Source organism: Actinomyces sp. 432 (assembly GCF_009930875.1).
Lineage (GTDB): Bacteria > Actinomycetota > Actinomycetes > Actinomycetales > Actinomycetaceae > Actinomyces.
In genome coordinates this window covers 2,643,331-2,669,022 of the sequence record NZ_CP025249.1, presented here as the reverse complement: position 1 = coordinate 2,669,022, position 25,692 = coordinate 2,643,331, and the positions used below count along the sequence as shown (strand labels likewise).

General features: G+C 69.2%; 18 protein-coding genes and 3 pseudogenes. 7 read left to right on the top strand and 14 right to left on the bottom strand.

What is annotated here, in order from left to right; genetic code table 11:
* Positions 1–32: 32 nt before the first annotated feature.
* The 8 genes from CWT12_RS11170 to CWT12_RS11135 form a co-directional block, all read right to left on the bottom strand.
* Entirely contained in the window at positions 33–830 is a 798-nt protein-coding gene (locus CWT12_RS11170; RefSeq protein WP_161924859.1) for a DeoR/GlpR family DNA-binding transcription regulator, read from the bottom strand.
* A 100-nt stretch (positions 831–930) separates the two neighbouring features.
* On the bottom strand, positions 931–1,584 hold the full coding sequence (locus tag CWT12_RS11165; protein ID WP_161924858.1) for a LutC/YkgG family protein: 654 nt from the start codon (positions 1,582–1,584) through the stop codon (positions 931–933).
* Entirely contained in the window at positions 1,584–3,176 is a 1,593-nt protein-coding gene (locus CWT12_RS11160) for a LutB/LldF family L-lactate oxidation iron-sulfur protein (RefSeq protein ID WP_161924857.1), read from the bottom strand. The genes CWT12_RS11165 and CWT12_RS11160 overlap by 1 nt, the downstream gene beginning before the upstream one ends.
* Positions 3,177–3,184: 8 nt before the next feature.
* Positions 3,185–3,985 carry a (Fe-S)-binding protein gene (locus CWT12_RS11155; protein ID WP_161924856.1) on the bottom strand — a complete coding sequence of 267 codons (801 nt, stop codon included), beginning with the start codon at positions 3,983–3,985 and terminating at the stop codon, positions 3,185–3,187.
* 574 nt (positions 3,986–4,559) lie between these two features.
* Positions 4,560–5,087: a hypothetical protein gene (locus tag CWT12_RS11150; RefSeq protein ID WP_161924855.1), complete on the bottom strand. Its 528-nt coding sequence runs from the start codon at positions 5,085–5,087 to the stop codon at positions 4,560–4,562.
* Between the two features lie 185 nt (positions 5,088–5,272).
* Positions 5,273–6,949, bottom strand: coding sequence for an L-lactate permease (locus CWT12_RS11145; protein WP_161924854.1), 1,677 nt, complete (start codon positions 6,947–6,949; stop codon positions 5,273–5,275).
* A 268-nt stretch (positions 6,950–7,217) separates the two neighbouring features.
* Positions 7,218–8,756, bottom strand: a complete 1,539-nt coding sequence (glpK, locus tag CWT12_RS11140) for a glycerol kinase GlpK (protein WP_161924853.1) — start codon at positions 8,754–8,756, stop codon at positions 7,218–7,220.
* Between the two features lie 57 nt (positions 8,757–8,813).
* Complete coding sequence (locus tag CWT12_RS11135) at positions 8,814–9,548, bottom strand: MIP/aquaporin family protein (protein ID WP_161924852.1); 735 nt, start codon at positions 9,546–9,548, stop codon at positions 8,814–8,816.
* 401 nt (positions 9,549–9,949) lie between these two features.
* Here CWT12_RS11135 and glpA point away from each other — a divergent pair.
* The 7 genes and pseudogenes from glpA (at position 9,950) to CWT12_RS11105 (ending at position 17,814) form a co-directional block, all read left to right on the top strand.
* A pseudogene (gene glpA / locus CWT12_RS14405) lies at positions 9,950–11,691 on the top strand (anaerobic glycerol-3-phosphate dehydrogenase subunit GlpA).
* A pseudogene (locus CWT12_RS14755) lies at positions 11,688–12,323 on the top strand (FAD-binding protein); the annotation flags it as partial. The pseudogenes glpA and CWT12_RS14755, both read left to right, overlap by 4 nt.
* The gene (locus tag CWT12_RS14115) at positions 12,308–13,174 is read left to right on the top strand and encodes an FAD-binding protein (RefSeq protein ID WP_237564165.1); all 867 of its coding nucleotides are present in this window, start codon (positions 12,308–12,310) and stop codon (positions 13,172–13,174) included. The pseudogene CWT12_RS14755 and the gene CWT12_RS14115, both read left to right, overlap by 16 nt.
* Positions 13,174–14,541 (top strand): anaerobic glycerol-3-phosphate dehydrogenase subunit C, encoded by a 1,368-nt coding sequence (locus CWT12_RS11120; RefSeq protein WP_161924851.1) that lies wholly within the window; start codon positions 13,174–13,176, stop codon positions 14,539–14,541. Before CWT12_RS14115 ends, CWT12_RS11120 begins: the two co-directional genes overlap by 1 nt.
* 144 nt (positions 14,542–14,685) lie before the next feature.
* Positions 14,686–15,714 carry a sugar-binding transcriptional regulator gene (locus tag CWT12_RS11115; RefSeq protein WP_161924850.1) on the top strand — a complete coding sequence of 343 codons (1,029 nt, stop codon included), beginning with the start codon at positions 14,686–14,688 and terminating at the stop codon, positions 15,712–15,714.
* Positions 15,683–16,390 carry an amino-acid N-acetyltransferase gene (locus CWT12_RS11110; protein ID WP_161924849.1) on the top strand — a complete coding sequence of 236 codons (708 nt, stop codon included), beginning with the start codon at positions 15,683–15,685 and terminating at the stop codon, positions 16,388–16,390. The genes CWT12_RS11115 and CWT12_RS11110 overlap by 32 nt, the downstream gene beginning before the upstream one ends.
* Before the next feature lie 686 nt (positions 16,391–17,076).
* Positions 17,077–17,814 (top strand): hypothetical protein, encoded by a 738-nt coding sequence (locus tag CWT12_RS11105; RefSeq protein ID WP_161924848.1) that lies wholly within the window; start codon positions 17,077–17,079, stop codon positions 17,812–17,814.
* 128 nt (positions 17,815–17,942) lie between these two features.
* Here the strand turns inward: CWT12_RS11105 and disA are convergent, their stop codons facing one another.
* The 6 genes and pseudogenes from disA to CWT12_RS11075 form a co-directional block, all read right to left on the bottom strand.
* Entirely contained in the window at positions 17,943–19,013 is a 1,071-nt protein-coding gene (gene disA, locus CWT12_RS11100; protein ID WP_161924847.1) for a DNA integrity scanning diadenylate cyclase DisA, read from the bottom strand.
* Positions 19,014–19,171: 158 nt separating this feature from the next.
* Positions 19,172–20,592 (bottom strand): annotated as a pseudogene (gene radA, locus CWT12_RS11095) (DNA repair protein RadA).
* 451 nt (positions 20,593–21,043) lie between these two features.
* Positions 21,044–22,339 (bottom strand): DDE-type integrase/transposase/recombinase, encoded by a 1,296-nt coding sequence (locus CWT12_RS11090; protein WP_161923422.1) that lies wholly within the window; start codon positions 22,337–22,339, stop codon positions 21,044–21,046.
* 473 nt (positions 22,340–22,812) lie between these two features.
* A complete protein-coding gene (locus CWT12_RS11085) occupies positions 22,813–23,250 on the bottom strand; it encodes a hypothetical protein (RefSeq protein WP_161924846.1) in 438 nt (145 codons plus the stop codon).
* 880 nt (positions 23,251–24,130) lie between these two features.
* On the bottom strand, positions 24,131–24,619 hold the full coding sequence (locus CWT12_RS11080) for a hypothetical protein (RefSeq protein WP_161924845.1): 489 nt from the start codon (positions 24,617–24,619) through the stop codon (positions 24,131–24,133).
* Between the two features lie 113 nt (positions 24,620–24,732).
* Positions 24,733–25,383, bottom strand: coding sequence for a hypothetical protein (locus CWT12_RS11075; RefSeq protein ID WP_161924844.1), 651 nt, complete (start codon positions 25,381–25,383; stop codon positions 24,733–24,735).
* Positions 25,384–25,692 lie beyond the last annotated feature (309 nt).

Below are 25,692 nucleotides of genomic sequence, written 5' to 3'. Positions count from 1 at the left end.
CCAGGCTCCTGCTCCTAAAGTGCCGCTCCCGCTCAGACTCGTTCGACCTGGGGACCCAGGGCGCCAAGTCTGCGCGCCGTCGCGGCCCGCAGCTCCCGGCCGGTGATGATGCGCTCCAGCGAGCGCACGTGGCCGAAGCGCACGAAGGTGGAGTGGCCGAACTTGGTGTGGCTGCCCACCAGGATGGTGCGGTGGGCCACCGTTAGGGCTGCCTCCTTGACTGCTGCCACAGCAGGATCCGGGGTGGTCAGCCAGCCGTCATCGGTGATGCCATTGGCTCCGATGAACGCCAGGTCCGGCTCGATTCGCGCCAGCATGGCGGTGGCCCAGTGGTCGACGGCGCCGAGAGTCTTGGGCCGTATCCGGCCGCCGACGGCGATCACGGTGTAGCGGGGCCGCTCGGCCAGCTCAATCGCGGTTGGCAGGGAAGTGGTAACGACCGTGAGGGTACGGTCCTCGGGCAGGGCTCGCCCGACCAGAGCCGGCTGGTTGCCCTCGTCCAGGAATACCGTTTCTGCGTGCCCCAGGCAGGCCACGGCGGCGCGGGCAATGCGGTCCTTCTCACCGGCGTTGTGGCTGGAGCGGAAGGCGCGGCTGGTCTCATAGGTGGCGGACTCGGCGGCAGCAACCCTCCCGTAGGTGCGGATGATGCGCCCACTGGACTCCAGGTGGCGCAGGTCGCGGCGGATGGTCTCCACGGACACCCCGAATCGCCCCGGGAGCTCGGATACCTCCATCTCGCCGCGTTCCCGCAGCTCGCGGATCAGCGCCTCTCGGCGCGCCCGTGCCTCCGGGCGCGCCGAGAGCGGCTCTGGGCTACTTGCTGTCATGCGGCCGCCAGTTGCCGTGACGCCCGGTGCCGGGAGGGGAGCTGCGCCGCACCTGCCGCCGCTTTCAGCGTCGGCTTCCGCACGGGCACCAGAGTCGGCTTCAGTGTGCGATCACCACGCCCAGGTTACGCGGGCCGTGCACGCCGTTGACACGCACCAGCTCGATGTCAGAAGTGGCCGAGCCGCCGGCGATCCAGGTGGTGGGGCGGGTCGGGTGCTGCCCGAGCACCTCCACCGCCTGCGGCACCGTCGGCATGATCATTTCCCGCTCCAGGACGACTACATGCTTGTCTGGAACAAGCGTGATGGCACGCCGACCCTGGTCGGGCTCCCCGTCCAGGCAGATTGTGCCGGACAGGGAGATGCCCACGCGGGAGCAGGTGACCACGGCATCGAGCTGGTCCAGCTCGAGGGTAGGGATCGGCTGCTCGCGGGAGTCCTCGCGCACCGTGCGCCCGCCGCGTGCGGCCGCGTCCTTATAGGCCTGCGGCAGCCCGGCAGGGACGACGACGCTGCGCGCATCCCCGAGCAGCTCGTCAATGGCGTCCAGGATGGCGGCATCCTTGGGGGCGCGCACGACCTTGGCGGAGTAGTCCTCGAGCTTCTCGGCCATGTCCGCGACCACCGGTTCCGAGCCGGGGGCGTCGGCGCCGACGCGAATGTAGTTGCGGGGGACCTCCCGCACGGGCCGACCCTGCTGCGAGCGGGAGATCGCTTCACGGGCGCGGGCGAGAATAGCGGTCTTGGCGTCCATCAGCGGTTCTCCTCGGTGGTGGGCTGGGCGGTGGCGTCAGCTGCGGCGTCGGTTGCCGGGCGGGCAGGAGTGATGCCCTCGGGGTGGGTGCGCTTCCACCAGTGCCGCAGCGACTCCTTGGGGGCGACGGGCAGGTCGCGCGAGCGCGTCCACAGGGAGGCGGGGAAGGGCAGGGCGCCGATCCTGCCGTCCTTCCCGAGCAGGCGGGTGGCCTTGACCCCCTCGGTGGCCGCCAGCCAGGCCTTTCCGCTGGACATGAGCGGGCCGGTGGTGTTCATGGCCACGTCCCACATGTCCGGCACCAGGCGGCGCTTGACGTCCACGCTGCGGGCCCGCAGGTGAATCAGGATGGTGGGGATGTCGATCTTGACCGGGCACACCTCCGCGCAGGCCCCGCACAGGGAGGAGGCGAAGGGCAGGGTGTGGACCGGATCGTCGTCGTCGAGCCCCTGCGTGAGCTGGGGGGTGAGGATTGAGCCGATCGGGCCGGGGTAGACCGAGCCGTAGGCGTGCCCGCCGGTGTGCTGGTAGACGGGGCAGATGTTCATGCACGAGCCGCAGCGGATGCAGGCCAGTGCCTGCCTGCCGATCGGGTCGGTGAGTACCTTCGTGCGGCCGTTGTCCATGAGGATCAGATGGAACTCCTGGGGGCCGTCGCCGGGGGTGACACCCGTCCACATGGAGGTGTAGGGGTTCATGCGCTCGCCGGTGGCGGAGCGCGGCAGCAGCTGGGTGAAGATCTCCGCATCCTGGTAGCGCGGTACCAGCTTCTCGATGCCCATCAGCGTGATCAGCGTGTCCGGCAGGGTCAGGCACATGCGGCCGTTGCCCTCGGACTCGAAGATGGAGACGGTGCCGGTCTCGGCGATGCCCATGTTGGTGCCGGAGACGGCCACGGAGGCGTGCAGGAACTTGCGGCGCAGGTGGGCGCGGGCGGCCCCGGCGAGCTCCTCGGGCTGGTCCGACAGGTCCTCGGGCGCGTCCCCCATGCGGTCCAGGAAGATACCGCGCACCTCGGAGCGGTTGCGGTGGATCGCCGGGACCACGATGTGGGAGGGCATGTCGTCGGCGAGCTGGACGATCATCTCCGCCAGGTCGGTCTCGTGGGCGGTGATGCCCTCGTCTGCCAGGTACTCGTTGAGGTTGGTCTCCTGGGTGGCCATGGACTTGACCTTGACGACGTCGTCCACGCCCTTGGACTTGATGATGTCGGCGACGATCCGGTTGGCTTCCGCGGCGTCGCGCGCCCAGTGGACGATGCCGCCGTTGGCGGTCACATTCGCCTCGAACTGCTCCAGCAGCTCGGGCAGGCGGGAGGCGACCTCGAACTTGACGGCCTCCGCCGCGTTGCGCAGGTCCTCCCAGTCCGGCATCTCGTCCACGCGCATTTGCCGCTTGTTGCGGATGGTGCGCGTGGCGTGGCCCAGGTTGCGGCGCATCTGGGTGTTGGCAAGGGTCTTGTGTGCTCCCTCGGGGAAGGTGTGGCCCCAGCGCAGCGTGTCCTGCGGGACCTCGACGTTGGTGCGCCAGCCGCCGGTGTGGGGCTGCTCGTCGGGGGCGGAGGCGGGCATGCCTAGAAATGTCTGGGTCATTTGAGTCGTCACAACCTCACCTGGTCGTTGCTGGGCTGGAAGGAGGCGTGGCCTTCAAAGGGGGCCTCCTTGGTGGAGGCGAGGATCTCCGCCAGGTGCATTACGCGCACGCCGGAGTTGACGCGGGACAGGGCACCGCCGATGTTCATCAGGCAGGAGTAGTCACCGGTGCACAGCACCTCGGCGCCGGTGGACATGACGTTGGCGGCCTTGTCCGCCACCATGGCGGTGGAGGTGTCGGAGTTCTTGATGGAGAAGGTGCCGCCGAATCCGCAGCAGACCTTCTCATCGGGAAGCTCGATGAGGGTCAGGCCCTCGACTGCGCGCAGCAGCCGGTAGGGGCGGTCCCCCACGTGCGCCACCCGCATGGAGTGGCAGGTGGGGTGGTAGGTGACCGTGTGCGGAAAGTAGGCGCCTACGTCCTCCAGTCCGAGCACGTCAATGAGGAACTCGGAGATGTCGTAGGTGTAGTTGCTCAGCGCGTCCACGCGCTTAACCAGGGAGGAGTCGCCCACGTGCTCAGCCACCAGGCGCTGCTCGTGCCGGGCGGCGCCCGCGCAGGACCCGGAGGGGACGACGACGGCGTCCCACTCCCCGTCCAGGACCGGCTCGAAGGTCTTGACGTGGTTGGCGACGATGGAGGCGGCCTGCTTGAAGTAGCCGGTGTTGGCGTGCATCTGGCCGCAGCAGGCCTGCCCCTGGGGGAAGACCACCTCGTGGCCGAGCCGCTCGAGAATACTGACGGTGGCCTGTGCGGCCTGGGGGAACATCGTGTCTGCCAGACACGTGGCGAATAGTGCGACGCGCACGGTGTGAGGTCCTTTCCTCCACGAGATGCATTGGCGTAACCGTGACCAGGTTAGGACGGCGGCGGGAAGGTCTCCACCGGTGTGTGCGAGCACCTTCAAACTCTCTGGTTGAAGGCTGAAATCTCGCGGAAAAGTGGGGGTAGTTCGGGGTGGTGGGGGGCCTCCTCGGGCACCGCTGCGGGCGCGTTGCGGGTCACATTCCGCAACTCCGGCCTTCGGTTTTCCTCACCTGTTGCCGCGTGCGGTCGACAATGTCATCGGCTGACTCCTCCGGTTCGAGGATGCGGACGTGGAGGCCGGGGTGGTGTCCGGGGCGTGCGGCTGCTTGCGGTTGGCCACCCGGCGACGACGCTTCGGCACTTCCGCCGACGCTTCGGCACTTCGCATCAGCGCTTCGTACCTTGCGGTGACGGTTCGGCACTTTAGGGTACGAACCGTCGGCTCGGGGTACGAAGCGTCCACCGGAAAGTACGAACCGTCGGGTCAGGGTACGAAGCGTCTTCCCGCCGCTTAAGGGACCCCTACGGGAATGCCACCCCACTACGAGCCCCGCCTTGAGCATGGTGTTACGCCGTCAGGAGTAGTGCCCGGTGCCGACCATGACGACGAGGTCGCAGTCGGTGGACAGTGCCAGCTCATCCACGGTGAACCGCTCCGAGCCGCCCACGAGGTCGGCGTTCTCGGTGTCAAGAATCCGGTTCGCGTCGGACTCCGGGATGGTGACGAAGGTGCAGTCCTGGGGGACGTACTGGTGCAGGTCGGGGTGGATCGGCGGCAGCAGGTCGGGCGTGGTAGTCGCGGCGTCGCCCAAAGCCCGGCTGGTGGGCTGGTCGACTTCGACGACGGCGTGGAACCAGTAGGGGCGATCGGGTTCCGGCAGCGGCCACTCGCCCTTGTTGACCCGGTACTGCCCGACGAAGTGCACGCCTGTGGCGCCCATGGCCGGCATACGGCTGGTGACCGAGTCCAGGGAGGTCTGGACGGTCAGTGGGTCGGGAACGTACTGCGTGAATTCGGCGAAGCGCGCATCCTGCGTGCTGTCCGGCTGGGCGTCCCGACCCAGGAGAGGAGTAACCGAGCAGGCTGCAAGAAGAAGAGCCATGCAGACAGCCAGTGCGCTGAGAAGTCCGCACCTCGGGAGTCGGCCGCACACCCGCCAGCCCGAGTACGACCATGGGAGCCCGGCTACGGCCCCCACCTCCCGAGGCCACCGCGAACGCGGAGTTACCGGGGAGGAAGCGGCCGTATCCGACAAACGGCCCCCGGTCGACCTCGCCGGCGCCACCGTCACGCAGGCATGTAGGCGCCCAGCCAGCCCTGGGAGGCGGCCAGCACCAGGCAGCACAGCACCAGCAGCAGGCCGAGGGAGTAGGGGGCGGCCTTCTTGAGGATCTCCGCGTCGGTGCCGGGGGCGTCCACGGCGGTGGTGACCACCGCCAGGTTCTGCGGGGAGACGATCTTGCCCAGGCCACCGCCGATGGTGTTGGCGGCCAGCAGGATGCGCGGGTCCAGGTTTGCCTGCGCGGCGGCGGTGGCCTGCAGGTTGGCGAACAGTGCCCCGGCGCTGGTGGCCGAGCCCGCCACCGCCGTGCCGATCCAGCCGAGCACGGGGGAGAGGAAGGCGAAGGCGGCACCGGTGGTGGCCAGGGCGGCACCGACAGCCGTGGTCTGGCCGGAGAAGTTCATGACGTAGGCCAGCGCCATCACGGAGGCGATGGTGAGGATGGACATGCGCAGGGTGTAGATGGTGCGCGGCAGTACTGCGAACATGGCGCCGATGGAGGTCTGGAAGCGTCCCCCCGAGGAGCGGGTGCCGTAGACGATGCAGACGATCACCGCCGTAAGCAGGATCCAGGTGCCCGGGTTGGATAGCGTCTGCAGGTTGTAGATGGCGGAGGTGGAGGCCTCACCGTCGGCGGTGAGCAGGTTGCCGTACACGCCCGGCCACTGGATCTTGATGTCGGTGCCGGACAGGACGGCGGACAGGTCCACGCCGAGCTTCCACAGCTTGGTGATGGCGATGATGACCACCACCAGCACGTAGGGCAGCAGCGCCAGGATGACGCGCTCACGGTCGGGCTTGTCTGCGGCAGCGATTTCTGAGTGGTACTCGCTGGGCGTGCTTGGCGTCCAGGCCAGCAGGAACAGGTAGCAGGCGGCAAAGGCCAGCAGGGCGCCCACCACCGAGGTCAGCTCGTAGGAGAGGCTCGGGGTAGTGAAGTGGCCGATGCCGGCCGCGATCCCGGCTACCAGTGCCAGCGGCCACAGCTGGCGCACCCCACGGGCACCGTCGAGGATGAACAGCAGCAGGAAGGGAACCAGCAGGCAGATAAGCGAGGTCAGGTGGCCCATGTTCTGCGCGACGGACACCGGGTCCTGGCCGCCGAGGTTCCCGGCGGTGGTCACCGGGATGGACATGGCGCCGAAGCCGACGTAGATGCCGTTGCCCACGATGGTGGCGATCGCCGCCTTGAGCTTGGGCACCCCCAGCGTCACCAGCATGGCGGCGGTGATGGCTACCGGGGCGCCGAAGCCGGCCAGGCCCTCCAGCAGGCCGCAGAAGCAGAAGGCGACGATCAGGGCCTGGGCGCGCTGGTCGCCCTTGCCGATGGCGTTGAACACGGCCTTGAGGTCCTGGCTGCGGCCGGAGGTCTCGGTCAGGTTGTACAGCCAGACGGCGGCGATGATGATGTAGATGATGGGGACGAAGCCCATGGCCAGGCCTTGCGTGGCCGATAGTGCCGTCATTCCCACCGGCATGTGGAAGGCGACGACGGCGATCACGGCGGACAGTGCCAGGGCGATGATCGCGCACCAGTGCGTGGCGACCTTGAAGGCCCCCATGAGTACGAAGAACGCGATCAGCGGCAGCAGTCCGATGATCGCGGTGAGGAAGACATTGCCGCCGACGGCGGTCGTCGAGGGCGTGAAGGCCGTGGCGAGCAGTGGAGCTGTGAGTGTCATGAGCTGTTCCGGGAGGGGTGGCGACGACGGTGCCGAAGTCCGCCGGCTTCGTGGTGAGGCCGCGAGACGACAGCGACCACTGAATTATCACATCAAATCGCTCTCGTCACATGAAGGTTGGGAAACCTTATTCGGCACCGCCTGCTGCCGGGTAGGCGCTGGGGCCCGGCACCGCAGTGGTGCCGGGCCCCAGCCGGTCTCGGGGCGCGCGCGTCGGGCCGGGATGCGTGGCCCGTGGGGCCTCACGGGGCGGTCCCGACGTCGGCGCTCACTTCACGTCGTCGTCGACCCAGTCGAGGGTGCGGGTGACGGCCTTCTTCCACAGCCGGTAGGTGCGGTCGCGCTCGGCGGCGTCCATGGACGGGGTCCAGCGCTTGCCCTCCTGCCAGTTGGCCACGACGTCCTCGGTGCCGTTCCAGAAGCCCACCGCGATGCCGGCGGCGTAGGCGGCGCCCAGCGCGGTGGTCTCGGCCACCACGGGCTGGATTACGTCGACGCCGCACAGGTCGGCCTGGAACTGCATGACCAGGTCGTCGTTAGTCATGCCGCCGTCGACCTTGAGCTCCTTGAGCGGCACGCCGGCGTCGGCGTTGATCGCGTCGAGCAGCTCGGCGGACTGGAAGGCGGTGGACTCCTCCACGGCGCGGGCGATGTGCCCCTTGGTGGCGTAACGGGTCAGGCCCACGATTACGCCGCGGGCGTCGTCGCGCCAGTAGGGGGCGAACAGCCCGGAGAAGGCGGGCACGAAGTACACCCCGCCGTTGTCCTCCACCGTGCGCGCCAGCGCCTGGATGTCGCTGGACTTCTCGATCATGCCGAGGTTGTCGCGCAGCCACTGCACCAGGGAGCCCGCCACCGCGATGGACCCCTCCAGCGCGTAGACCGGCTTGGCGTCTCCGAGCTGGTACAGCACCGTGGTCAGCAGGCCGTTCTTCGAGAAGACGGGCTCCTCACCGGTGTTCATCAGCATGAAGCAGCCGGTGCCGTAGGTGTTCTTCGCGGTGCCGACCTCGAAGCAGGCCTGGCCGAAGGTGGCCGCCTGCTGGTCGCCGAGGATGCCGGAGATCGGGGTGTCGATCAGCAGGCCGTTCTTGCGGCCGTAGCCGTAGACCTCGGAGGAGGACTTGATCTGGGGGAGCATCGACATCGGGATGCCGAAGTCCGCGCAGATGTCCTCGCGCCACTGCAGGGTGCGCACGTCCATCAGCAGCGTGCGGGAGGCGTTGGTGACGTCGGTGACGTGCACGCCGCCGTTGACGCCGCCGGTCAGGTTCCACACCACCCAGGTGTCGGGCGTGCCGAACAGCAGGTCCCCGGCCTCCGCCTTCTCGCGGGCCCCGGGCACGTTGTCCAGGATCCACTTCACCTTGGTGGCCGAGGGGTAGGTGGAGATGTTCTCACCGGTGATCTGGCGGTAGCGCTCGGTGCCCAGCGGGTCGCCGGCGGCGATCTCCCGGGCGATGGCGGCGGTGCGGGTGTCCTGCCAGACGATGGCGTTGTAGATCGGCTCGCCGGTGTGCCTGTCCCACACGATGGTGGTCTCGCGCTGGTTGGTGATGCCGACGGCGGCGAGCGAGTGGCGGTTGATCTCCGCCTTCTGCAGGGCCTCGGCGACGACGGCGCGCACCGACTCCCAGATCTCCACCGGGTCGTGCTCAACCCAGCCGGGGTTGGGGAAGATCTGGGTGAACTCCTGCTGGCCGATGGATACGACCTGGCCGGAGTGGTTGAAGACGATCGCCCGGGAGGAGGTGGTGCCCTGGTCGATCGCCAGGACGTACTTCTCGGTCTCGGATACCTCGGTCATGGACAGTCCTTTCTGTTCACTTCTCGGTTTCACTTCGTTGTGACGGCGGCGCGGGCGTCAGAACAGCCCGGCCATGTTGGGGATCAGCAGCCCGGCGACGACGGCGCCGATGAGGGGGCCGACTACCGGCACCCAGGCGTAGGCCCAGTCAGCTGAGCCCTTGCCGCGGATCGGCAGGATTGCGTAGGCGATGCGCGGGCCCAGGTCGCGGGCGGGGTTGATGGCGTAGCCGGTGGGGCCACCGAGCGACAGGCCGATGGCCACGATCACGAAGGCCACGGCCAGCGGGCCCAGCTCCGAGGGGGACTTGCCGTTGTAGATGACCCAGGCGACCAGGGTGAAGGTGGCGATGGCCTCGGTGACTACGTTCCAGCCGTAGGAGCGGATGCCGGGGCCGGTTGAGAAGCAGCCGAGCTTGGCGTCCGCGGGCGCCTCCTCATCGAAGTGCTTCTTGTAGGCAAGCCAGGCGCACACGGCGCCGACGATGGCGCCCAGCATCTGGGCGAGGATGTAGATGCAGATGTTCGCGGCGGTGGCAGGGACACCCGCCGCCAGGTCCTTGCCGGCCACGGCCAGGCCGATGGTGACTGCCGGGTTCAGGTGGCCGCCGGTGGCGTAGGCGGCGTAGACGCCCATGAATACCGCCAGGCCCCAGCCGAAGGCGATGACGATCCAGCCGGATCCTTGCGCCTTGGACTTGGGGAGGTTGACGGCGGCGCAGACGCCGGCACCGAAGAGGATGAGGATTAACGTCCCGAAGAACTCCGAGAGGAAGATCTGGGCGAGACTCATGGCCTGCTCACTTTCTGCACGACAGCGTGCTCGATGCGTAGGGCGAGCGGCGTGCAGCCGTTCGCATTGCACGAAGGAACGGGCGCAGTCCTGGCCGCGCCCGAACAGGTCCGAAAGTACTCGAGGTCACACGGGTGCTCGCACCCCGGCGTCGGCTCTGTTACGTGCCAATTAGGCGTGGCTAAGTCGGAGAATCCTCTGAATTCCGGGGATAAGTCCTCTTTTGGGTGATCGCGCCAGGGAATAGGTGCGAAGAATCGTGTCTGGAGGTGAACGTTTGCGCACCAGGCGTGCACGAGCTCTCGGAGGCGTGTAGGCATGAAGCCGGGCGCGGGCAGGAACGCGCCGCACAGGTATGAGTCAAGGCAACCGCCTGGACAAGACGGACGAGGAGGTCCCCAGTGAGAGCCATGACTGCCGACGTGGTCGTCGTCGGCGGCGGAGCCACCGGCGTCGGCGTCGCGCGGGATGCCGCCATGCGCGGCATGAGCGTGGTGCTCCTGGAGCGCGCCGACCTGGCCCAGGGCACCTCGGGCCGCTTCCACGGGCTGCTGCACTCCGGGGCCGCTACGTCGTGTCCGACCCCAGGTCCGCGCGCGAGTGCGCCGAGGAGAACGCCATCGTCTCCCGCATCCACGCCGACGCCATCGAGCGCACGGGTGGCATGTTCGTCGTCACCCCCGAGGACGACCTGGACTTCTCCGACCAGTTCCTCATCGGCGCGCAGGCCACCGGCGTCGCCTGTGAGGAGCTGAGCCTGTCCGAGGCGCTGCGGATGGAGCCGCGGCTGAACCCGGGCATCAAGCGCGCCTTCGCAGTGAACGACGCCGCCGTGGACGGCTGGCAGATGGTGTGGGGCGCCGCCCGCTCGGCCCGTGCCCACGGCGCGCAGGTGCTGACCTACCACGAGGTCACCGGCCTGGTGGTTGAGGGTGAGGGAGGCGACCGGCGCGTCGTCGCCGTGCGCGCCCACGGGCTCAAGACCGGCGAGGACCTGACCATCTCCTGCGCCATGGTCGTCAACGCCGCCGGTCCCTGGGGCGGGCGCCTGGCCGCGATGGCCGGCTCGGAGGCGGTGGAGATCGTGGCAGGCGCCGGCATCATGATCGCCGTCAATCACCGCGTCGTGAACCACGTCATCAATCGCTGCGTCTACCCCGCCGACGGCGACATCCTCGTCCCCGACCACACGGTGTCCATCATCGGCACCACCGACAGCCGCATCCCCGATCCCGACCATATTCCGATTCCCCGCGAAGAGGTCGCCCAGATGCTCGACGCCGGCGAGGTACTCATCCCCGGCTTCCGGCAGGCGCGCCTGGTGCACGCGTGGGCGGGCGCTCGCCCGCTGGTGCGCGACAAGCGCGTGGCCGGCACCGACACCCGCCACATGAGCCGCGGCATGACCGTGCTGCGCCACAGCGAGGCCGAGGGCCTGGCCGGCCTGATCACCGTGGCCGGAGGCAAGCTCACCACCTACCGGCTGATGGCCAAGAACACCGTCGACGCCGTATGCGCCGAGCTGGGCACGGACCGTCCCTGCACCACCGACACCGAGGCGGTTCCCGGCTCCGAGCACGGACGCAACTACCGCGTCACCCACCGCCTGGCCGACCGCGAGCAGGACCGGCTGGACAACCAGGTCATCTGCGAGTGCGAGCTGGTCACCCGCAAGATGCTCACGGACCTGATGGAAGAGCAGCCCGACGCGTCCTTCGACGACCTGCGCCGCCAGCTGCGCATCGGCATGGGGCCGTGCCAAGGAGGGTTCTGTGCCGCCCGGGTAGCCGGCGTGCAGGCCTGCCAGGGCCGGGCCGACGCCGCGGCGGCCACGGAGCTGCTACGCACCTTCCTGCGGCACCGCTGGATCGGGCTGTGGCCGATCCTGCACGGCGAGCAGGTGCGCGAGGCGGCACTGGACTTCTGGATGCTGCAGGGGAGCCTGGACGTCGAGGACCTGCCGGCCGCGCCCCCTCCAGCCGCCGCGGCCACCCCGATCGAGAACGCCGAGGACGGCGAGCAGCAGCCCGAGGAACTGGCCCGGGCCCTGGCCGCCCTGGCCGGCGCGCCCCGGCTCGCCGCAGCGGCCCCGGCCGGCGCCAAGCGCGCCGCCACCTCAGGCAAGCAGGAGGCGCGCGCATGAGCAGCGACGTCGTTGTCATCGGTGCCGGAATCGCCGGCTACGCCGCGGCCCTGCGGCTACGGCGGGCCGGAGCCGACGTCACCCTGGTCACCAAGGGCATGGGCGGACTGGCCCTGTCCCCGGGAACCATTGACGTGCTGGGGCGGCTCGGCGGTGCCGCCGGTCCGGCCGGCCCCGGGGCCGGCGCGGACGTGGAGGCACGCTCCGCGCGCCGCAGTATCACCCACCCCTACGCGGCCATCGACGCCTCCGACCTGCTGCCCGAGGGGCACCCCTACCGGGTGATCGGTCGGCGGGCCACCGCGGCCGGCGTGGACCGCTTCGCCGCGCTGGTCGGCCCCGAGCTGCTCACCGCCCGGCCGGACGGGACTGCCGGCGGTACCGGCACGGGTGAAGACGGTGCCACCGCGAGCAGCGGTGAGGGGCCCGTGAACCTGTGGCTGCCCACTGCGCTGGGGGCCGTGCGCCCCACGCTGCTGGTCCAGCCCTCCATGGAGGCATCCGTGCTGCGCGACGGCGGCCGCTACCTGGTCGTCGGCCTGGCCCGGCTCAAGGACCTCACCGCAGACATGGTGGCCGGGAACCTGAACCGCGCCGAGCTGCCGGGGGCGGTCGCGTGCAGGCGCGCGCCCTCACGGTCGACTTCGAGGCCCGCGCGGGCGAGAACGACACTAATGCCGTCGGGCACGCCCGCGCCCTGGATGAGCCCGCCGGGGTTGAGCAGCTGGTGCGGCTGCTGGCCGGCAAGGTGCGCGACGGTGAGACCGTGCTGCTGCCGGCCGTGCTCGGGCTGGACCACCCGGGTGTCTTCCAGGAGCTTGCCGCGCGCCTGGGCGCGCCCGTCGGGGAGATTCCCCTGGTGCCGCCGTCGGTACCCGGACTGCGCCTGGAGCACCGGCTGGACCGGCTCGCCTCCGCCGAGCGCGTGCGCGTGGTCATGGGCGCGCGGGTCGTGGATGCGCGCGTGGAGCGCGGTCGGCTGGTGTCGGTCACCAGTGCTGCTGCCGGACGTCCCCGCGAGCACCGCGCCGCCGCCTTCGTCCTGGCTGCGGGCGGCTTCGAGTCCGGGGCCCTGACCATGGACTCCTACGGGCGGGTCACCGACACGGTGCTGGGCCTGCCGCTGGCCGGAGCCGGCGCCGACGGCGAGGAGAACCTGCGCCACCTGATCCACCGCGACTACTGGGGCTCCCCGCAGGGTCTGTTCCGCGTCGGGGTAGCGGTCGATGCGCAGATGCGGCCGCTGGGCCCCGATGGGACTGCGGCTCTGGCGGGAGTCCACGCCGCCGGCGGGGTGCTGGCCGGTGCGGTGCGCTGGAGTGAGAAGTCCGGGGAGGGCATAGCGCTGGGCTCGGCCGAGGCCGCCTGCGATGCCGTCATGGCTGAGCTGGGGCACTCACCTTCCAACAACACCGCCGCCCTGGAGGCGGACGCCGCAACCGGACGGGCCACCGGGCCCGCGAAGAGCAAGGAGCAGGACTGATGTTCGACGTCGACACCCTGGCCCAGCGTTGGGACCTGCCGCTGCCCGGCAAGGGTGGGGAGCGCGTGAGGAGCGGCGCCGCCGCCGTCGAGACCGCTGCCCACTCGCTGGCCCGCGCCAGCCTGGACCGCTGCGTCAAGTGCACCATCTGCGAGACGATGTGTCCGGTCATGGAGGTCACCGAGCTCTTCCCCGGGCCGAAGTTCGTCGGCCCGCAGGCCGAGCGCTACCGCAACGGTCAGAGCGTGGACCACTCCATCGACTACTGCTCCTCCTGCGGCACCTGCACCAGGGTGTGCCCGCAGGGAGTGAAGATCGCGGAGCTGAACAACCAGGCCCGCGCCGTCATGCGCGCGCAGAACAGTGCCGTGCCCGTGCGCGACCGGCTGATCACGCAGACCACCCTCATGGGCAAGGTGATGACCCCCATCGCGCCGCTGGCCAACGCCGCCCTGGCCAACAAGCCCATCCGTGTGGTCATGGAGAAGACGGTCGGCGTGCACCGCGACGCCCCCATGCCGCACGCGCAGCCGCAGTCACTGGCCGGCTGGCTGCGCCGTCGCACCAAGCGGGAGCACACGCTGGTGCCGGCCGGCTCGCGCGGGCCGGTCGTGTTCTTCCACGGCTGTGCCGGCGGCTACTTCGAGGTGGAGACCTCCAAGCGCGCCATCGAGGTGCTTGAGCACATCGGCTATGAGGTGATCGTGCCCAAGCAGGGCTGCTGCGGCCTGGCCGCCCAGTCCAACGGCCTGTACGGGCAGGCCTCGGCCAACGTGGTCAAGCTGTGTGAGCAGCTGGCAGCCGCCGGGAAGGACCTGACGATCGTGTCCTCCTCCGGCTCCTGCGCCGGCATGCTCAAGCACGAGGCCCACGAGATCATGGGTGTGGAGGCCGAGGCCCTCGCTGATGTCTCCCCGCGGACCGTGGAGCTGTCGGAGTTCCTGCGTGACCTGGACGATGCCGGTGAGCTGCCGCACCAGTTCCGCCGCATCGACGCCACGGTCGCCTACCACGCCCCCTGCCAGCTCAAGGGGCAGAACATGGGTATGCCGGCGATCGAGCTCATGGAACTGGTGCCGGGCTTCCACGTGGTCGAGTCCGGCCGGGCCTGCTGCGGCATAGCCGGCACCTACGGGCTGAAGAAGGAGAAGTACGACATCGCCCAGGCGGTCGGAGGGCCCCTGTTCGACATCGTGCGCGAGGTCAACCCGAACCTGGCCGTGTGCGACACCGAGACCTGCCGCTGGCAGATCGAGCAGTCCAGCGGCGTCAAGACGGTCCACCCGATCTGGGTGCTGCACGCCGCCTACGGCCTGTCCCGCCTGGCCGGCATCGAGCCTAAGCCGGAGCGTGGCTCCCGGGCGTAGCCGTCGGCCGGGCACAGGTGCGTGGTTCCGTAGCGCCCTGCGGGGGCGCGGCGGAACCACGCAACTGTGCGGGCCGGAGCCCGTGTGCGATAATGTGCAGCACTAATGGGTGAATGTGCGGGGTCTTCCCGGAGAGGGGCGAGCATGACATCTGGGGCCGCGGGCCCGATTTCCCTGGGGCGCTGCTACGAGGCGGCCTCGATGTATTACGTGCAGGGGGAGACCATGGACGTAATCGCCCGCCACCTGGGCGTGTCGCGTTCCACGGTCTCGCGGCTGCTGGCGCGGGCGCGCGCCGACGGCATTGTCCGTATCACCCTGACCGCCCCAGGGGGTGCCGGCACGCTGGAGGCGGCCCTGCGGGACACCTTTGGTGTCTCCGCCCGAATCGTGCCGGTGCGCGAGGGCACCACGGAGATTCACCGCTTGGAGCAGGTTGCCGCCGTGGCGGCGGAGGAATTGGCGATGCTCGCCCCGGAGAACGGGGTGCTGGGAACGGCCTGGGGCACCACCATGTCGGAGGTGTGTGCCGCGCTGCCCCGGCGGCGCGTGCCGGGACTGACGGTCGTGCAACTAAACGGCGCCACGGCCCCCGAGGGGGACGGCCCCAATGTGGGGGAGGTGCTGGCCGATTTCGCTGAACGGCTTGGCGCGCGGGCAGTGGCCTTTCCGGTGCCGGCGTTCTTCGATCACGCCGCCACCCGTGAGGCCATGTGGTCCGAGCGCTCGGTGCGGCGCGTGCTCGCACTGGCGGACCGCGCCACCCTGGCGGTATTCGGCGTCGGCTCACTGGACCCCAATGCGGCGCTGCCCAGCCAGGTGTACAGCGGCGGGCACCTGACGGAGAAGGACCGGGAGCTGCTGCGGCTCGACGGCGTCGTCGGTGACGTGTGCACCGTCATGCTGCGCCAGGACGGTACCTGGCGTGATGTCGCCCTCAATGGGCGGGCCACCGGCCCGACCCCGGCGCAGCTGTCGCGAATTCCCCGCAGACTGTGTGTGGTGGCGGGTGTCGGCAAGGCGCGCGCCCTGCTGGCGGCGCTGCGGGCGCGCGTGGCCACCGACCTGGTGGTTGATGACGCGACCGCACGCGCAGTGCTGGCACTGGCCGCACGGAAGGAGAAGCGTGACTATGGGCCGCATGCGCAACACGTCCAGCGCCGACCGCGGTGAGCCACGCGGCACGAGCGGGTTGGAGGCGGGTGCGGGCGGCGGCCCGGCGGCGCGGCCGCCCGCGGCGCCGTCGGCGCCATCACAGCCGGTGCCCGTGGCCGCGCCCGACCTCACCACTCGGCTGCCCGAGCGTTTCAAGGACGCCGCCTTCCGTACCGTGCTGCGCCCGGCGCGTCCCGCCGATGCGCGTGCCATCGCTGAACTCGTGCGCCCGTACGCGGAGCGGCGCATCCTGATCGGCAAGGACCTGATCAACTACTTCGAGGACATCCAGGAGTTCACCGTCGCGGAGGGAGCGGGCAGGCTCGACGGTGCGCAGGAGTCCGGCCTGATCGGCTGCGGCGCCCTGCACGTCATGTGGGATGACATCGCGGAGGTGCGCACGCTGGCGGTGCGCCGCGACCACCTGCACCACGGCGTCGGCCACGCGATCTTGAACAACCTGCTGGACCGTGCCCGGGCCCTGGGCCTGCGGCGCGTGTTCTGCCTGACCTTCGAGGTTGACTTCTTCGCCGCCCACGGGTTCAAGGAGATTCAGGGCACCCCCGTGGGCACGGACATCTTCGTGGAGATGCTGCGCAGCCACGACGACGGCGTCGCCGAGTTCCTCGACCTGGCCCGCGCCAAGCCCAACACCCTGGGCAATACCCGCATGCTGCTGGAGCTGGACGACTGAGGGGACGCCCGCAGGAACTGCTCGGTGAGGTGAGCTGTACGGGGAGGCGGGGGATGTCGCTCGCGTTCAGGCGGCGGGCCCTCCCGCCGGAGGTTACTGGGGTCGCAGTGCGGCCGCGCCGGGCGGGGCGGTGACCGGGGAGAGGGGCTGGCGCCGGTACAGTCGGCCTTATGGCGCAGGGACGGAACAGGGGCGACGGCTCCCGCGGCGGCGGTCGCGGCCGCGGCACGGGAGGTCGCGCTCGGTCCGGCCGCTCCGGAGGTGCCAGGCGGACGCCGTCTGCAGGCAGTGGTTCCAGGTCCTCCGGTGCCAGGCCGCCCCGCTCGGGCAGTGGCCGCTCAGGAACGCCTAGTGGTGGTTCCCGTTCCGGTTCCTCCCCCGCAGCCTCCAGGCAGGCGCCTCGCGGGCGGGCGCGTGCGCAGCGCACCGTGACCACCCAGGATGGTCGTCCGGGCGCCCGCCCTGCGCGCACGGCCCGCACCGGCCGAGGGCAGACCGCCCGCTCGGCGGCGCGCTCGCGCTCCGGCGTCGGCAGCCCGTTAGAGCGGGGCGGCCGTGGCAGGGGTAATCGCTCCGCAGCAAGGCCGGGTGCTGGATACCCGGGTGGGCGGGGCCGGGGGAGCAGGCTTGCCGACAGTCGTCGCCAGGCTCGTCCGCAGCGGCCGCGCTACTGGCTGCGCCGCCTGGTGGCACTGCTGATCGGCGTTGCGCTGCTGGCCGGGATCTCCGGCGGAATTCTGTCTGCTGCCGTCTGGGCCCGTAACACGATCCGGGCGCAGGACGATGCCGCTGCCGCGCATGTGGCCACTACCTACGCCATCCCCGGGGACTGTGCCGCGGGCGACCTGGACGTCACGTTCACGTCGCCGGACTCGATTGCCAGCGGTAGTTCCATGACGCTGAACGTGACGGTCAACAACAACGGCTCAGAGGCCTGCCTGCTGGACCTGGGTGGTGAGCACGTCGGCGCCCTCATCACCTCTGGGGAGCAGACGGTCTGGCAGTCGACGGCCTGCCCCTTCACCCCCACTAGCCGGCGCCTGCTTGTGGCTCCGGGCGATGCCGCAGACGCCACCATCATCTGGGACGGCAATGTGGCCTCGTCGCAGTGCGCTCCCGCCGCCACGGCGTCAGGCACCGCGACGCCGACGGCTACCGATGCGGCTACGGGCGAGGCATCTGCGGAGGCTACCGAGACCGCTACGGCCGAGGCGACTGCCGAGGGCAGCGACGGCGCCGCGAGCGGAGAGGCGCAGGAGACGCAGGACGCGCAGGATGCGGAGGACGCGCAGGATGCGGAGGACGCTGCGGGGCAGGCGCCTGCGTCCGCAGCCGGAGACGCTGCCTCCGCAGGTACTTACCGGGTACGCATCCAGCTGGACGGTGCCGACCTGACCGAGGACCGTGTCTTCGTTATCGAATGACCGGTGCTCCTGGCTTATCGGTACGCCCTGGGGCGGGGTGGGCGCTCAGGTTGGTGACTGGCCGCAGCAGGCGCCGGCAGCATGGGTGAGCATGGGTATCCGCTTCGGTGCTGAGGCGCACCGCGCGCTCACGCGTAGCGGTCGGCGATGGATACCTCGGCCAGGCGGGACAGGCCGTCGCGCAGGGTGCGGGCCTGGCGCGCGCTGACGCCGTCGATCGCCTGCAGCTCCTCCACGGTTGCCCCCAGCACGGCCTGCAGCGAGCCCCAGTTGTCTACCACGGCGCGCGCCGTGACTAGCGGTAGTCGTGGAATCTTGGCGAGGATCCGCAGCCCCCGGGGTGAGACGGCGGCGTCCAGGTCCTGCCCGTCGGCGCCGCCGAGGCCCATGGAGCGGGCCACCATGGCCAGGTCCAGCAGGGCGGGGGAGCCCACCCATTTCAGGCGTGCGTCCACCGTGGTGGTGTCCAGCCCCTGTGGCAGGTAGTCGGTCAGTAGGAAGTCGCGCTCGGCCATGAGCCCGCGGGTCAGCTCCTCCACCTGCAGGGCGAGCAGCCGCCCGTCGGTGCCCAGCTCGACCACGTAGCCGTCGATGTCGGAGCCGATGCGACTCACCATTTCCAGGAGCTGTAGTACGGCGGTGACATCGCGGACCGTGACCAGGTCCTCAATCTCCAGGGCGTCCAGGCCGCCGGAGATCTTGTCCAGCCGCGCCTTGTAGCGCTCCAGGGTGGCCAGTGCCTGGTTGGCGCGCGCCAGGATCGCCTCGCTCGGCTCGATCACGTGCCGGCGCCCGTCCACGTACAGGGAGATGATTCGCATCGACTGGCTCACCGAGATCACCGGGTGCCCGGTCTGACGCGCGACGCGCTCGGCGGTGCGGTGGCGCATGCCCGCCTCGGCGGTCTCGATGGAGGCGTTGGGCAGCAGCTGCACGTTGGCGCGGCGGATGCGGTTATTGGCGCGGTCCACGATCACGGCGCCGTCCATCTTGGCCAGCTCGCGCAGCTGGGCGGCGGTCAGCTCGACGTCCAGCCGGAAGCCGCCCGAGGAGATCGCCTCTACCGTCTCGTCGAAGCCGAGCACGATGATCGCCCCGGTGCGCCCCCGCAGAATGCGCTCCAGCCCGTCGCGCAGGACGGTGCCGGGGGCGACGAGCGCGAGCGTCTCGCGCAGCAGGTTGGCTGGGGTGTCGGTCATGGGTCTCTCCTGAGAATGGTCCGGGCGCGCCCACTGGTGCAGGCGCCGGACCGGTGCCGCATCATGCTAACCGCCGGGGCGGCCAGCCGCCGTGACACAGGTCGCGCTGAGCGCGGCACCACTTGCATCCTGCAAGCGGCCCCGCCCGGCTGGTGGTCTCAGCTGCGTGGCAGGGCGGCTCCGACGGCCTCACTGAGATGCGCCACCGGAAGGATGTGGACGCCGTCGACGCCCCGCAGCTCCTGGGAGCCTGCCAGGGGCACAATAGCCCGGTCGAAGCCGAGACGTGCCGCCTCCGCCAGCCGCCGCTGCACGCCCACGGTGGCGCGCACCTCCCCGGTCAGCCCCACTTCCCCGAAGGCCACCAGCCCGGGGGAGTGGGCAGGTTCCGGGCGGCGGACACGACCGCGATCGCCACCGCCAGGTCCGTGGCCGGCTCGACCGCCCGCGCCCCGCCCACGGTGGACACGTACACGTCCGTACTCGACGTATCCAGCCGCAGGCGCGCCGCCAGTACTGCCAGCGCCATCGCCACCCGGGAGTGGTCCACCCCGGAGGTGGTGCGGCGTGGCGAGCCTGCGGCGGTTCCGGCCACCAGCGCCTGGATCTCCACCGGCATGGGGCGGCGCCCTTCTAGCGTCACCGTGGCGCATGTGCCCGGCACCTCGCTGCGCGCCGCCGACAGGAACAGGCCCGAGGGGTCGGCCAGGCCGACAATGCCGCGCTCGCCCAGGTCAAAGCAGCCGACCTCATCGGTGGGGCCATAGCGGTTCTTCACCGCCCGCAGCAGCCGGAGCCGGGCGTGGCGGTCGCCCTCGAACTGGCAGACGACGTCTACCAGGTGCTCCAGCACCCGCGGCCCCGCGATGCCGCCGTCCTTGGTCACGTGCCCGACCAGCAGCACCGGAATGGCGCGCTCCTTGGCCACCTGGATGAGGGCGCTCGTCACCGCCCGCACCTGGGTGACCCCGCCCGCTCCGCCCTCTACTTGGGCGGAGGCGATGGTCTGAATCGAGTCGACGATCAGCAGGGACGGGGTGGCGTCCCGCACGTGCCCGAGCAGCGCCCCGAGCTCGGTCTCGGCCGCTAGCAGCAGCGCTGGATCGATGGCGCCGATGCGCTCGGCACGCAGCCGCACCTGGCTGGCTGATTCCTCCCCGGTCACATACAGCACCGGCCCCTGCCCGCGCTCGCGGGAGGCGGCGGCCGCCTTGGCTGCAACGTCCAGCAGCAGCGTGGACTTACCGACGCCGGGCTCTCCGGCCAGCAGCACCACTGCCCCGGGCACGACGCCGCCGCCCAATACCCGGTCTAGCTCACCCACGCCGGTGGAGCGGGCGCGGGCCTCGTCCGCGCTCACCTCCGCGATGGGGCGGGCGGAGGCGGCGGGGCGGACGGCCGTCGCCACCGCGGGAACGCGTCCGGGGGAACCGACTCCACCCGGAGCCGACTCTACGAATTCCTCCAGCGTTCCCCAGGCGCGGCACTCACGGCACTGTCCGAGCCATTTAGGGCTGGTCCAGCCGCATTCGGTGCACACGTAGGAGGTGCGCGCCCTGACTGACTTCGTGGTGGTCATGGGTGCAGGCTACCGACCGGCACTGACACGAATTCGGGGCGTTAGGACTCGCCGACGCCGCCCGCGAGCCTTAACGCCTGGACCATGCTTGTCCGCCTCTTCGGGTTTGCGGGTGTGGAGGTTCGGGCTGGGGCTGCGGTGTGGTGGCCGTGCTCGGGTCGGCGGGGTCGTGCGGTGCCGCGAGGGGCGGGGACCGGGCTGGTCGTGCGCGCTGGTGCGCCCCGCGTGACGCTTCGGCACTTCCCGCGACGGTTCGTCACTTCGCATCAACGCTTCGTACCTTTCGGTGACGCTTCGGCACTTCGCATGACGGCTCGTACGTTCTCGCGACGGTTCGTACGTTCTGGTCGACGGTTCGTACCTTTCGGTGACGCTACGTACCCCTACAGTACTGTGCTGTCTCCACACTTCTGGGACGGTTGAGTCTCATGACTTCTGGGACGGTTGAGTCTCATGGGTTTTGGGACGGTTGGGAGCGGGGTGAGCGGGGTGGCCTGCTGATGATTCTGTTGGGTGGTTTGGAAGCGTTGATGGTGGCCCGGCTGTGGGTCTGGGCCTGGGTGGGCTGGGGCCAGGGGATCGCGGCGAAGTGTGTTCCGGCCTGGTCGTAGAGGTCCAGGCGGGTGGGGTACTGGCGGAACTCGATTGTCTGGCCGGCCATGAAGGATCCGACGTAGATGATGCGGCCTTTGTAGGTCACGGTCCCGTTGCTCAGGGACTGTCTGCTGGTGATGGTGGGGTCGGTGCTGGCAGCCTGCGGCAGGCTCAGCGGCACAGGCCCGGATAGCGCGTCAAGGTTGATTGGGGAGGGATTGGGCAGGGCCCGGGGGACCTGGTGCCACACGCGTATGGGGGTTATGGATATTCCCAGCCCCTGGTGCTGGCGCTCGGTGTTGTAGTAGGCGGTGAAGTGCACCAGTCCGGCGTTTAGGTCCTCCAGGGTGGTGTAGGGGTGCGCTGCCAGCCACAGCTGGAGGGGCTTATGGGAGCTTTCGACCTTGCCCTGGGTCTGTGGGTGACCGATGGCGCCGCTGATCGGACGGATCCCCAGGCTGGCCAGCCACCTCTCTGTCCGCCCGAATCCGGTGGTGCGGTGAGTGTTGAAGGCCCTGCCGTTGTCGGTCAGGATGGCTGCGGGCCGCCCCCAGGAGTCGAACGCCTCGGACAGGATCTGGCGTGTGGCCTCATGCGTCTCCCCGCCCCAGGCCGCCTTGAGCGCCACCAGCACCCTGGAGCAGTCATCGATGACCTGGTAGATGGTCACCGCACGCCCCTGGATACTCCACTCGATACCGTCCAGCTGCCACAGCTCGTTAGCGCTGGTACGCGTGAACCGCTTGAAAGACACCCGCGGGCGCTTGCGTGGCGCCGGGACCACCAGCCCCATGGCCCGCATGCGCCTGGCAATAGTCGCCCGCGACGGGGCCGGGTTTGCCCCCGCCCCGGACAGCACCCACCACACCGACCACGGACCCGCATCCTTCCCGTCGGCAACCAGCTCCCGGCGTACCTGGGCGATACGCTCATCAACCCGCTCATCCCAACGGCGCGCCGGGTGCAGCGGCGCCCTGGAACGGGCGACCAGCGCCGCCCCCGGCCCCTCCTGCTTGGCCCGCTTACGGATCCGGTAGAACGAGGACTTCGAGACCCCCACCTGCCGGCAGAACTCCTCCACGCTCACACCCGCAACCCGCGAGTCGAACTCAATGATGCGCTGACGCTTGAACGGCGAAACTGCATAGCCCATCCCCCAACCCAACCCCACCCAGGGCCTCCCAGAATCTCACGACTTCTGACACTCCCAGATGTCATGAGATCCAACAGTCCCAGAAGTCATGAGACATCACAGTACCCCTACAGTACGAACCGTCACCACCAGGTACGAACCGTCGCGCCGGAGTACGGACCGCCGACCAGAACATACGAACCGTCGTGAGAATGTACGAACTGTCAACCTGGGCATGCGGACCGCCGGCCAGAGCGTACGAACCGTCGCTGGAAGTAGCGAATCGTTCGTCGGAACAGACGAGCCGTTGCCGGAAAGCGCGAACCGTCGCACCCGGTCCGCCGTGATCCGCGATGTCCCTTTGAGACTTACGGCCACATCTCCCGCCCCGAGCGCCCATCGCGCCACGTACCGTACCTAGCGGAACGCGCGCGCAAACGGCGATGTGGGTGCACGCCCACCATTAGCCCGCCACCCCACAACGGAAGACTCCCTTAGCTGTTCTCAACCTCAATGAGTCCGCAGGTAGCTGCCCAACCATCCAGGGTGGTCACCCCACGGTTCACTACGACCCGATACCCGGAATGGCAGGACTTGGGGCCTGCCTGCTGCGCCCAAGCACTCGCCGCGGACGCGGAGGAGAAGCGGAAATAGTCGGCCTGGTCCGTACGCCACGCCTCAATGCACCCCGAGGCGCCCGGGCACTGCTCGGCTGTAAGGTCTTGTGGTGAGGAGACCAACTGGTGCGAGTAATCGGGGCCGGTCAGCAGTTCCTTGAGGGTGAGCTCTTTATCCTGCTGCGCGGGCCCAATCACGTAGATGTAGGCATACAGGAGGTGAAGGGCCGCCACCACCGCCAGCCCCACCATGAGCGCAGCCCACAGAGGAACCATCGGATGGCGTCCACGTGCCCGGCGGTTGTCTTCTCCCATGTTGATCACTTTTCACAGCTCGTTCGGGTTGGTCCAGTTACAGCGATACTTAGTGATGCCGTAGCTCCAGTGCGTCGATCGGTTGGGTGGGAACGCTCAAGGTTCCACGTTCCGGCGAAAGGCGAACCTGCGAAATGGCGGCCAAACCGGTTCTTCGTGCTTGGGGCGCGAGGTGCCGACAGCTGCCGGGCGCCTTGGCGAGGAGCGCTTGGTGATGGGCTTGTTCGTGTTTGGTGGTGCGGTTGAGGGTCTGCAGACGCGTCGTTGGTGAAGGGTGGGACGGAAGTGAGCGTCTCCCGTACGTCGTTCGCGCACATCTCATCTGATTCCTTCGCTGTTAGCAACGCTCGCTCTCCCGTCAGGGTCAGCGAAGCGGTGAATGCGCGAACGAAACGAATACACTTCTGCCCAGTGGGTGCTTGAAGTTACTCATCAGGGACTCCTCTGCGCGGACGCAAGAAAAATGCAGCGCTGCGAGTTCGCAGGGTAGGCGCCGGACGCCGGGCTGTCAACGGTTCGACGAGACCCGCCTCGGGCGCCGCAAACGTGGTTCGGTGCGTCATCTGGAACTGCCGTGGGCAGTTGCGGGCCGAGGCGACGTGGGGGAGTGGATCGTCAATGCAGACGGAAGCGGCGATCGCTAGGAAGCACCCAGGTGCCTGCGCCAACGACGTATTAAGTGGGACAGTGAGGAGCTGCCCCGGCGCTCAGAGGCGATTCATTTCGACGGCGTCCGGGTAGCGCAAGGAGAAGGCACCGGGTGCGACGCGCGCGGCGGCCGAGCAGTTGCTGGAAGGCCGTCAGACACCATCCCGGCGACCTGGCGGGCGGTAGCGCGCGGCGTGGTTCGCGTGCAGCCAGGCGGAAGCGCCGCCGTTGCTCAGTGCGTGGCCGGGTGGTTGCCGGAGGTGTTCCCGTATGAACCGTATGAACCGTACGCGTTGGCTGCTGGGGCCTGGCCCGTGCCCTGGCCTGGCGCCTGAGGCGTAGCGCCGTATGCGGGTACCTGCCCGTAGCCCTGCGCATCGGGCTGCGGATTCGCCGATCCGGATTCATAAAGTGGCGGGTATGGGGCGCCGGTAATCGGGTCGTGCCCAAGCTCTGCGGCGAGCCGCTCGCGGTACTTCGCCCCAACCAGGTGAGGGTACTTGGCGAGGATCTGCTTATCGATGTACGTGACGGCGTACAGCATGATGGTGAAGGGGATCATCAGGACCATCACGCGTATGCGTGTCGGGTGGGTTGCCTGGCTGGAAATCCATGCGTACATGCCGAACGCCGCCGCAATCCCGAGGACGCATGCGAGGAAGAACATCAGGCCGAAGTACTTAGAGCGGGGCGGGACTTGTGTCGACTGGTTTGCGGCCACGAGGAGGCTCCTGAGTGCGGGACATCGGTTACTGCCCCAGTATTGGTCGCGATCTCGTCACGCGGCAATGGCGTTGCCTGGGGACTACTACCCGTCTGCTTCGGGGCCGCCACCTACGCCGTGGGGGCGCCGTAGCCATAGGGACCATACGCCTCCGGCTGCCCCTGCGGCGCGGACTGCCCGTATCCCTGACCCGGGTGGCCCTGACCCGCCTGCCCCTGGCCGTCCGGCTGTGCCGGCATGGTCTGGCCGTATAGGTAACCGGGCGCAGCGGGTTGTGAGCCCGCCGGCATCTGTCCGTATCCCTGCACTGCCTGGTTGGCCGGAGCCTGCCCGTATCCCGATTGGGGCGTCATACCCGCCTGGTCCTGTGACTGCGGGCCGGGACCATACGGCGCTGTGCCGGGGATGCCGCTGCCCTGTGCCGGGGCGTAGCCGCCGACGTTGAGGGGTGGCCCCAGGGGCGCCCCGGTGATGGGGTCGTGCCCGAGCTTCTGGGCCAGCAGGTACCGGTCCTTGTTCCGCACCAGCTGCGGGGCCTTTTCGATGATGGCGTCGTCGATGACGCCTGCAATGGCGATGAAGAGCAATAGCGGGAAGATCAGCAGGATGACGGGAATCCGTACCGAGCTCACGATGTGGTTGGAGATCCATATGTAGATCCCGATCACGCCTGGTATGCCCAGGATTACCGCCAGTGTGATGAGCAACCAGTGGAACTTGGAGTGGGGTGTGGGTTCGTTCTTACCGGTGTTCTTGGCCATGAGGCGGCTCCTGATTCGGGGTGCGTGCCGCTCCAGTATTTCGCCGCGGCGTCAGACGGTACAAGGGGTAGGGGCGCGCGAAAAGTGTGTGATTCGTTATCAGGATCTTATGGTTTGTGGACGTGGAGGGTGGCGTCGGTCGCAGCCCGCGATGCATGCCCGCGCTGCAGAGTCGGCGTCGCGCAAGAGCCGTCCGAGCAGGCTCGGGTGCACCCGGTTTCCCGCGAAAGTACGCGTAAGTGCTCTCGCGGCCCGAGGCCAGTGATGCTGCTCCCGTGCGCAACGCCCCTCGTTGCACGCAGGCATGCG

What these genes read in the sequence shown, in the direction of transcription:
- CWT12_RS11170 (WP_161924859.1), bottom strand. Translation starts at nt 830, where the DNA reads ATGACAGCAAGTAGCCCAGAGCCGCTCTCGGCGCGCCCGGAGGCACGG.
- CWT12_RS11165 (WP_161924858.1), bottom strand. Translation starts at nt 1,584, where the DNA reads ATGGACGCCAAGACCGCTATTCTCGCCCGCGCCCGTGAAGCGATCTCC.
- CWT12_RS11160 (WP_161924857.1), bottom strand. Translation starts at nt 3,176, where the DNA reads ATGACCCAGACATTTCTAGGCATGCCCGCCTCCGCCCCCGACGAGCAG.
- CWT12_RS11150 (WP_161924855.1), bottom strand. Translation starts at nt 5,087, where the DNA reads ATGGCTCTTCTTCTTGCAGCCTGCTCGGTTACTCCTCTCCTGGGTCGG.
- CWT12_RS11145 (WP_161924854.1), bottom strand. Translation starts at nt 6,949, where the DNA reads ATGACACTCACAGCTCCACTGCTCGCCACGGCCTTCACGCCCTCGACG.
- glpK (WP_161924853.1), bottom strand. Translation starts at nt 8,756, where the DNA reads ATGACCGAGGTATCCGAGACCGAGAAGTACGTCCTGGCGATCGACCAG.
- CWT12_RS11135 (WP_161924852.1), bottom strand. Translation starts at nt 9,548, where the DNA reads ATGAGTCTCGCCCAGATCTTCCTCTCGGAGTTCTTCGGGACGTTAATC.
- CWT12_RS11120 (WP_161924851.1), top strand. Translation starts at nt 13,174, where the DNA reads ATGTTCGACGTCGACACCCTGGCCCAGCGTTGGGACCTGCCGCTGCCC.
- CWT12_RS11115 (WP_161924850.1), top strand. Translation starts at nt 14,686, where the DNA reads ATGACATCTGGGGCCGCGGGCCCGATTTCCCTGGGGCGCTGCTACGAG.
- CWT12_RS11110 (WP_161924849.1), top strand. Translation starts at nt 15,683, where the DNA reads ATGCGCAACACGTCCAGCGCCGACCGCGGTGAGCCACGCGGCACGAGC.
- disA (WP_161924847.1), bottom strand. Translation starts at nt 19,013, where the DNA reads ATGACCGACACCCCAGCCAACCTGCTGCGCGAGACGCTCGCGCTCGTC.
- CWT12_RS11090 (WP_161923422.1), bottom strand. Translation starts at nt 22,339, where the DNA reads ATGGGCTATGCAGTTTCGCCGTTCAAGCGTCAGCGCATCATTGAGTTC.
- CWT12_RS11085 (WP_161924846.1), bottom strand. Translation starts at nt 23,250, where the DNA reads ATGGGAGAAGACAACCGCCGGGCACGTGGACGCCATCCGATGGTTCCT.
- CWT12_RS11075 (WP_161924844.1), bottom strand. Translation starts at nt 25,383, where the DNA reads ATGGCCAAGAACACCGGTAAGAACGAACCCACACCCCACTCCAAGTTC.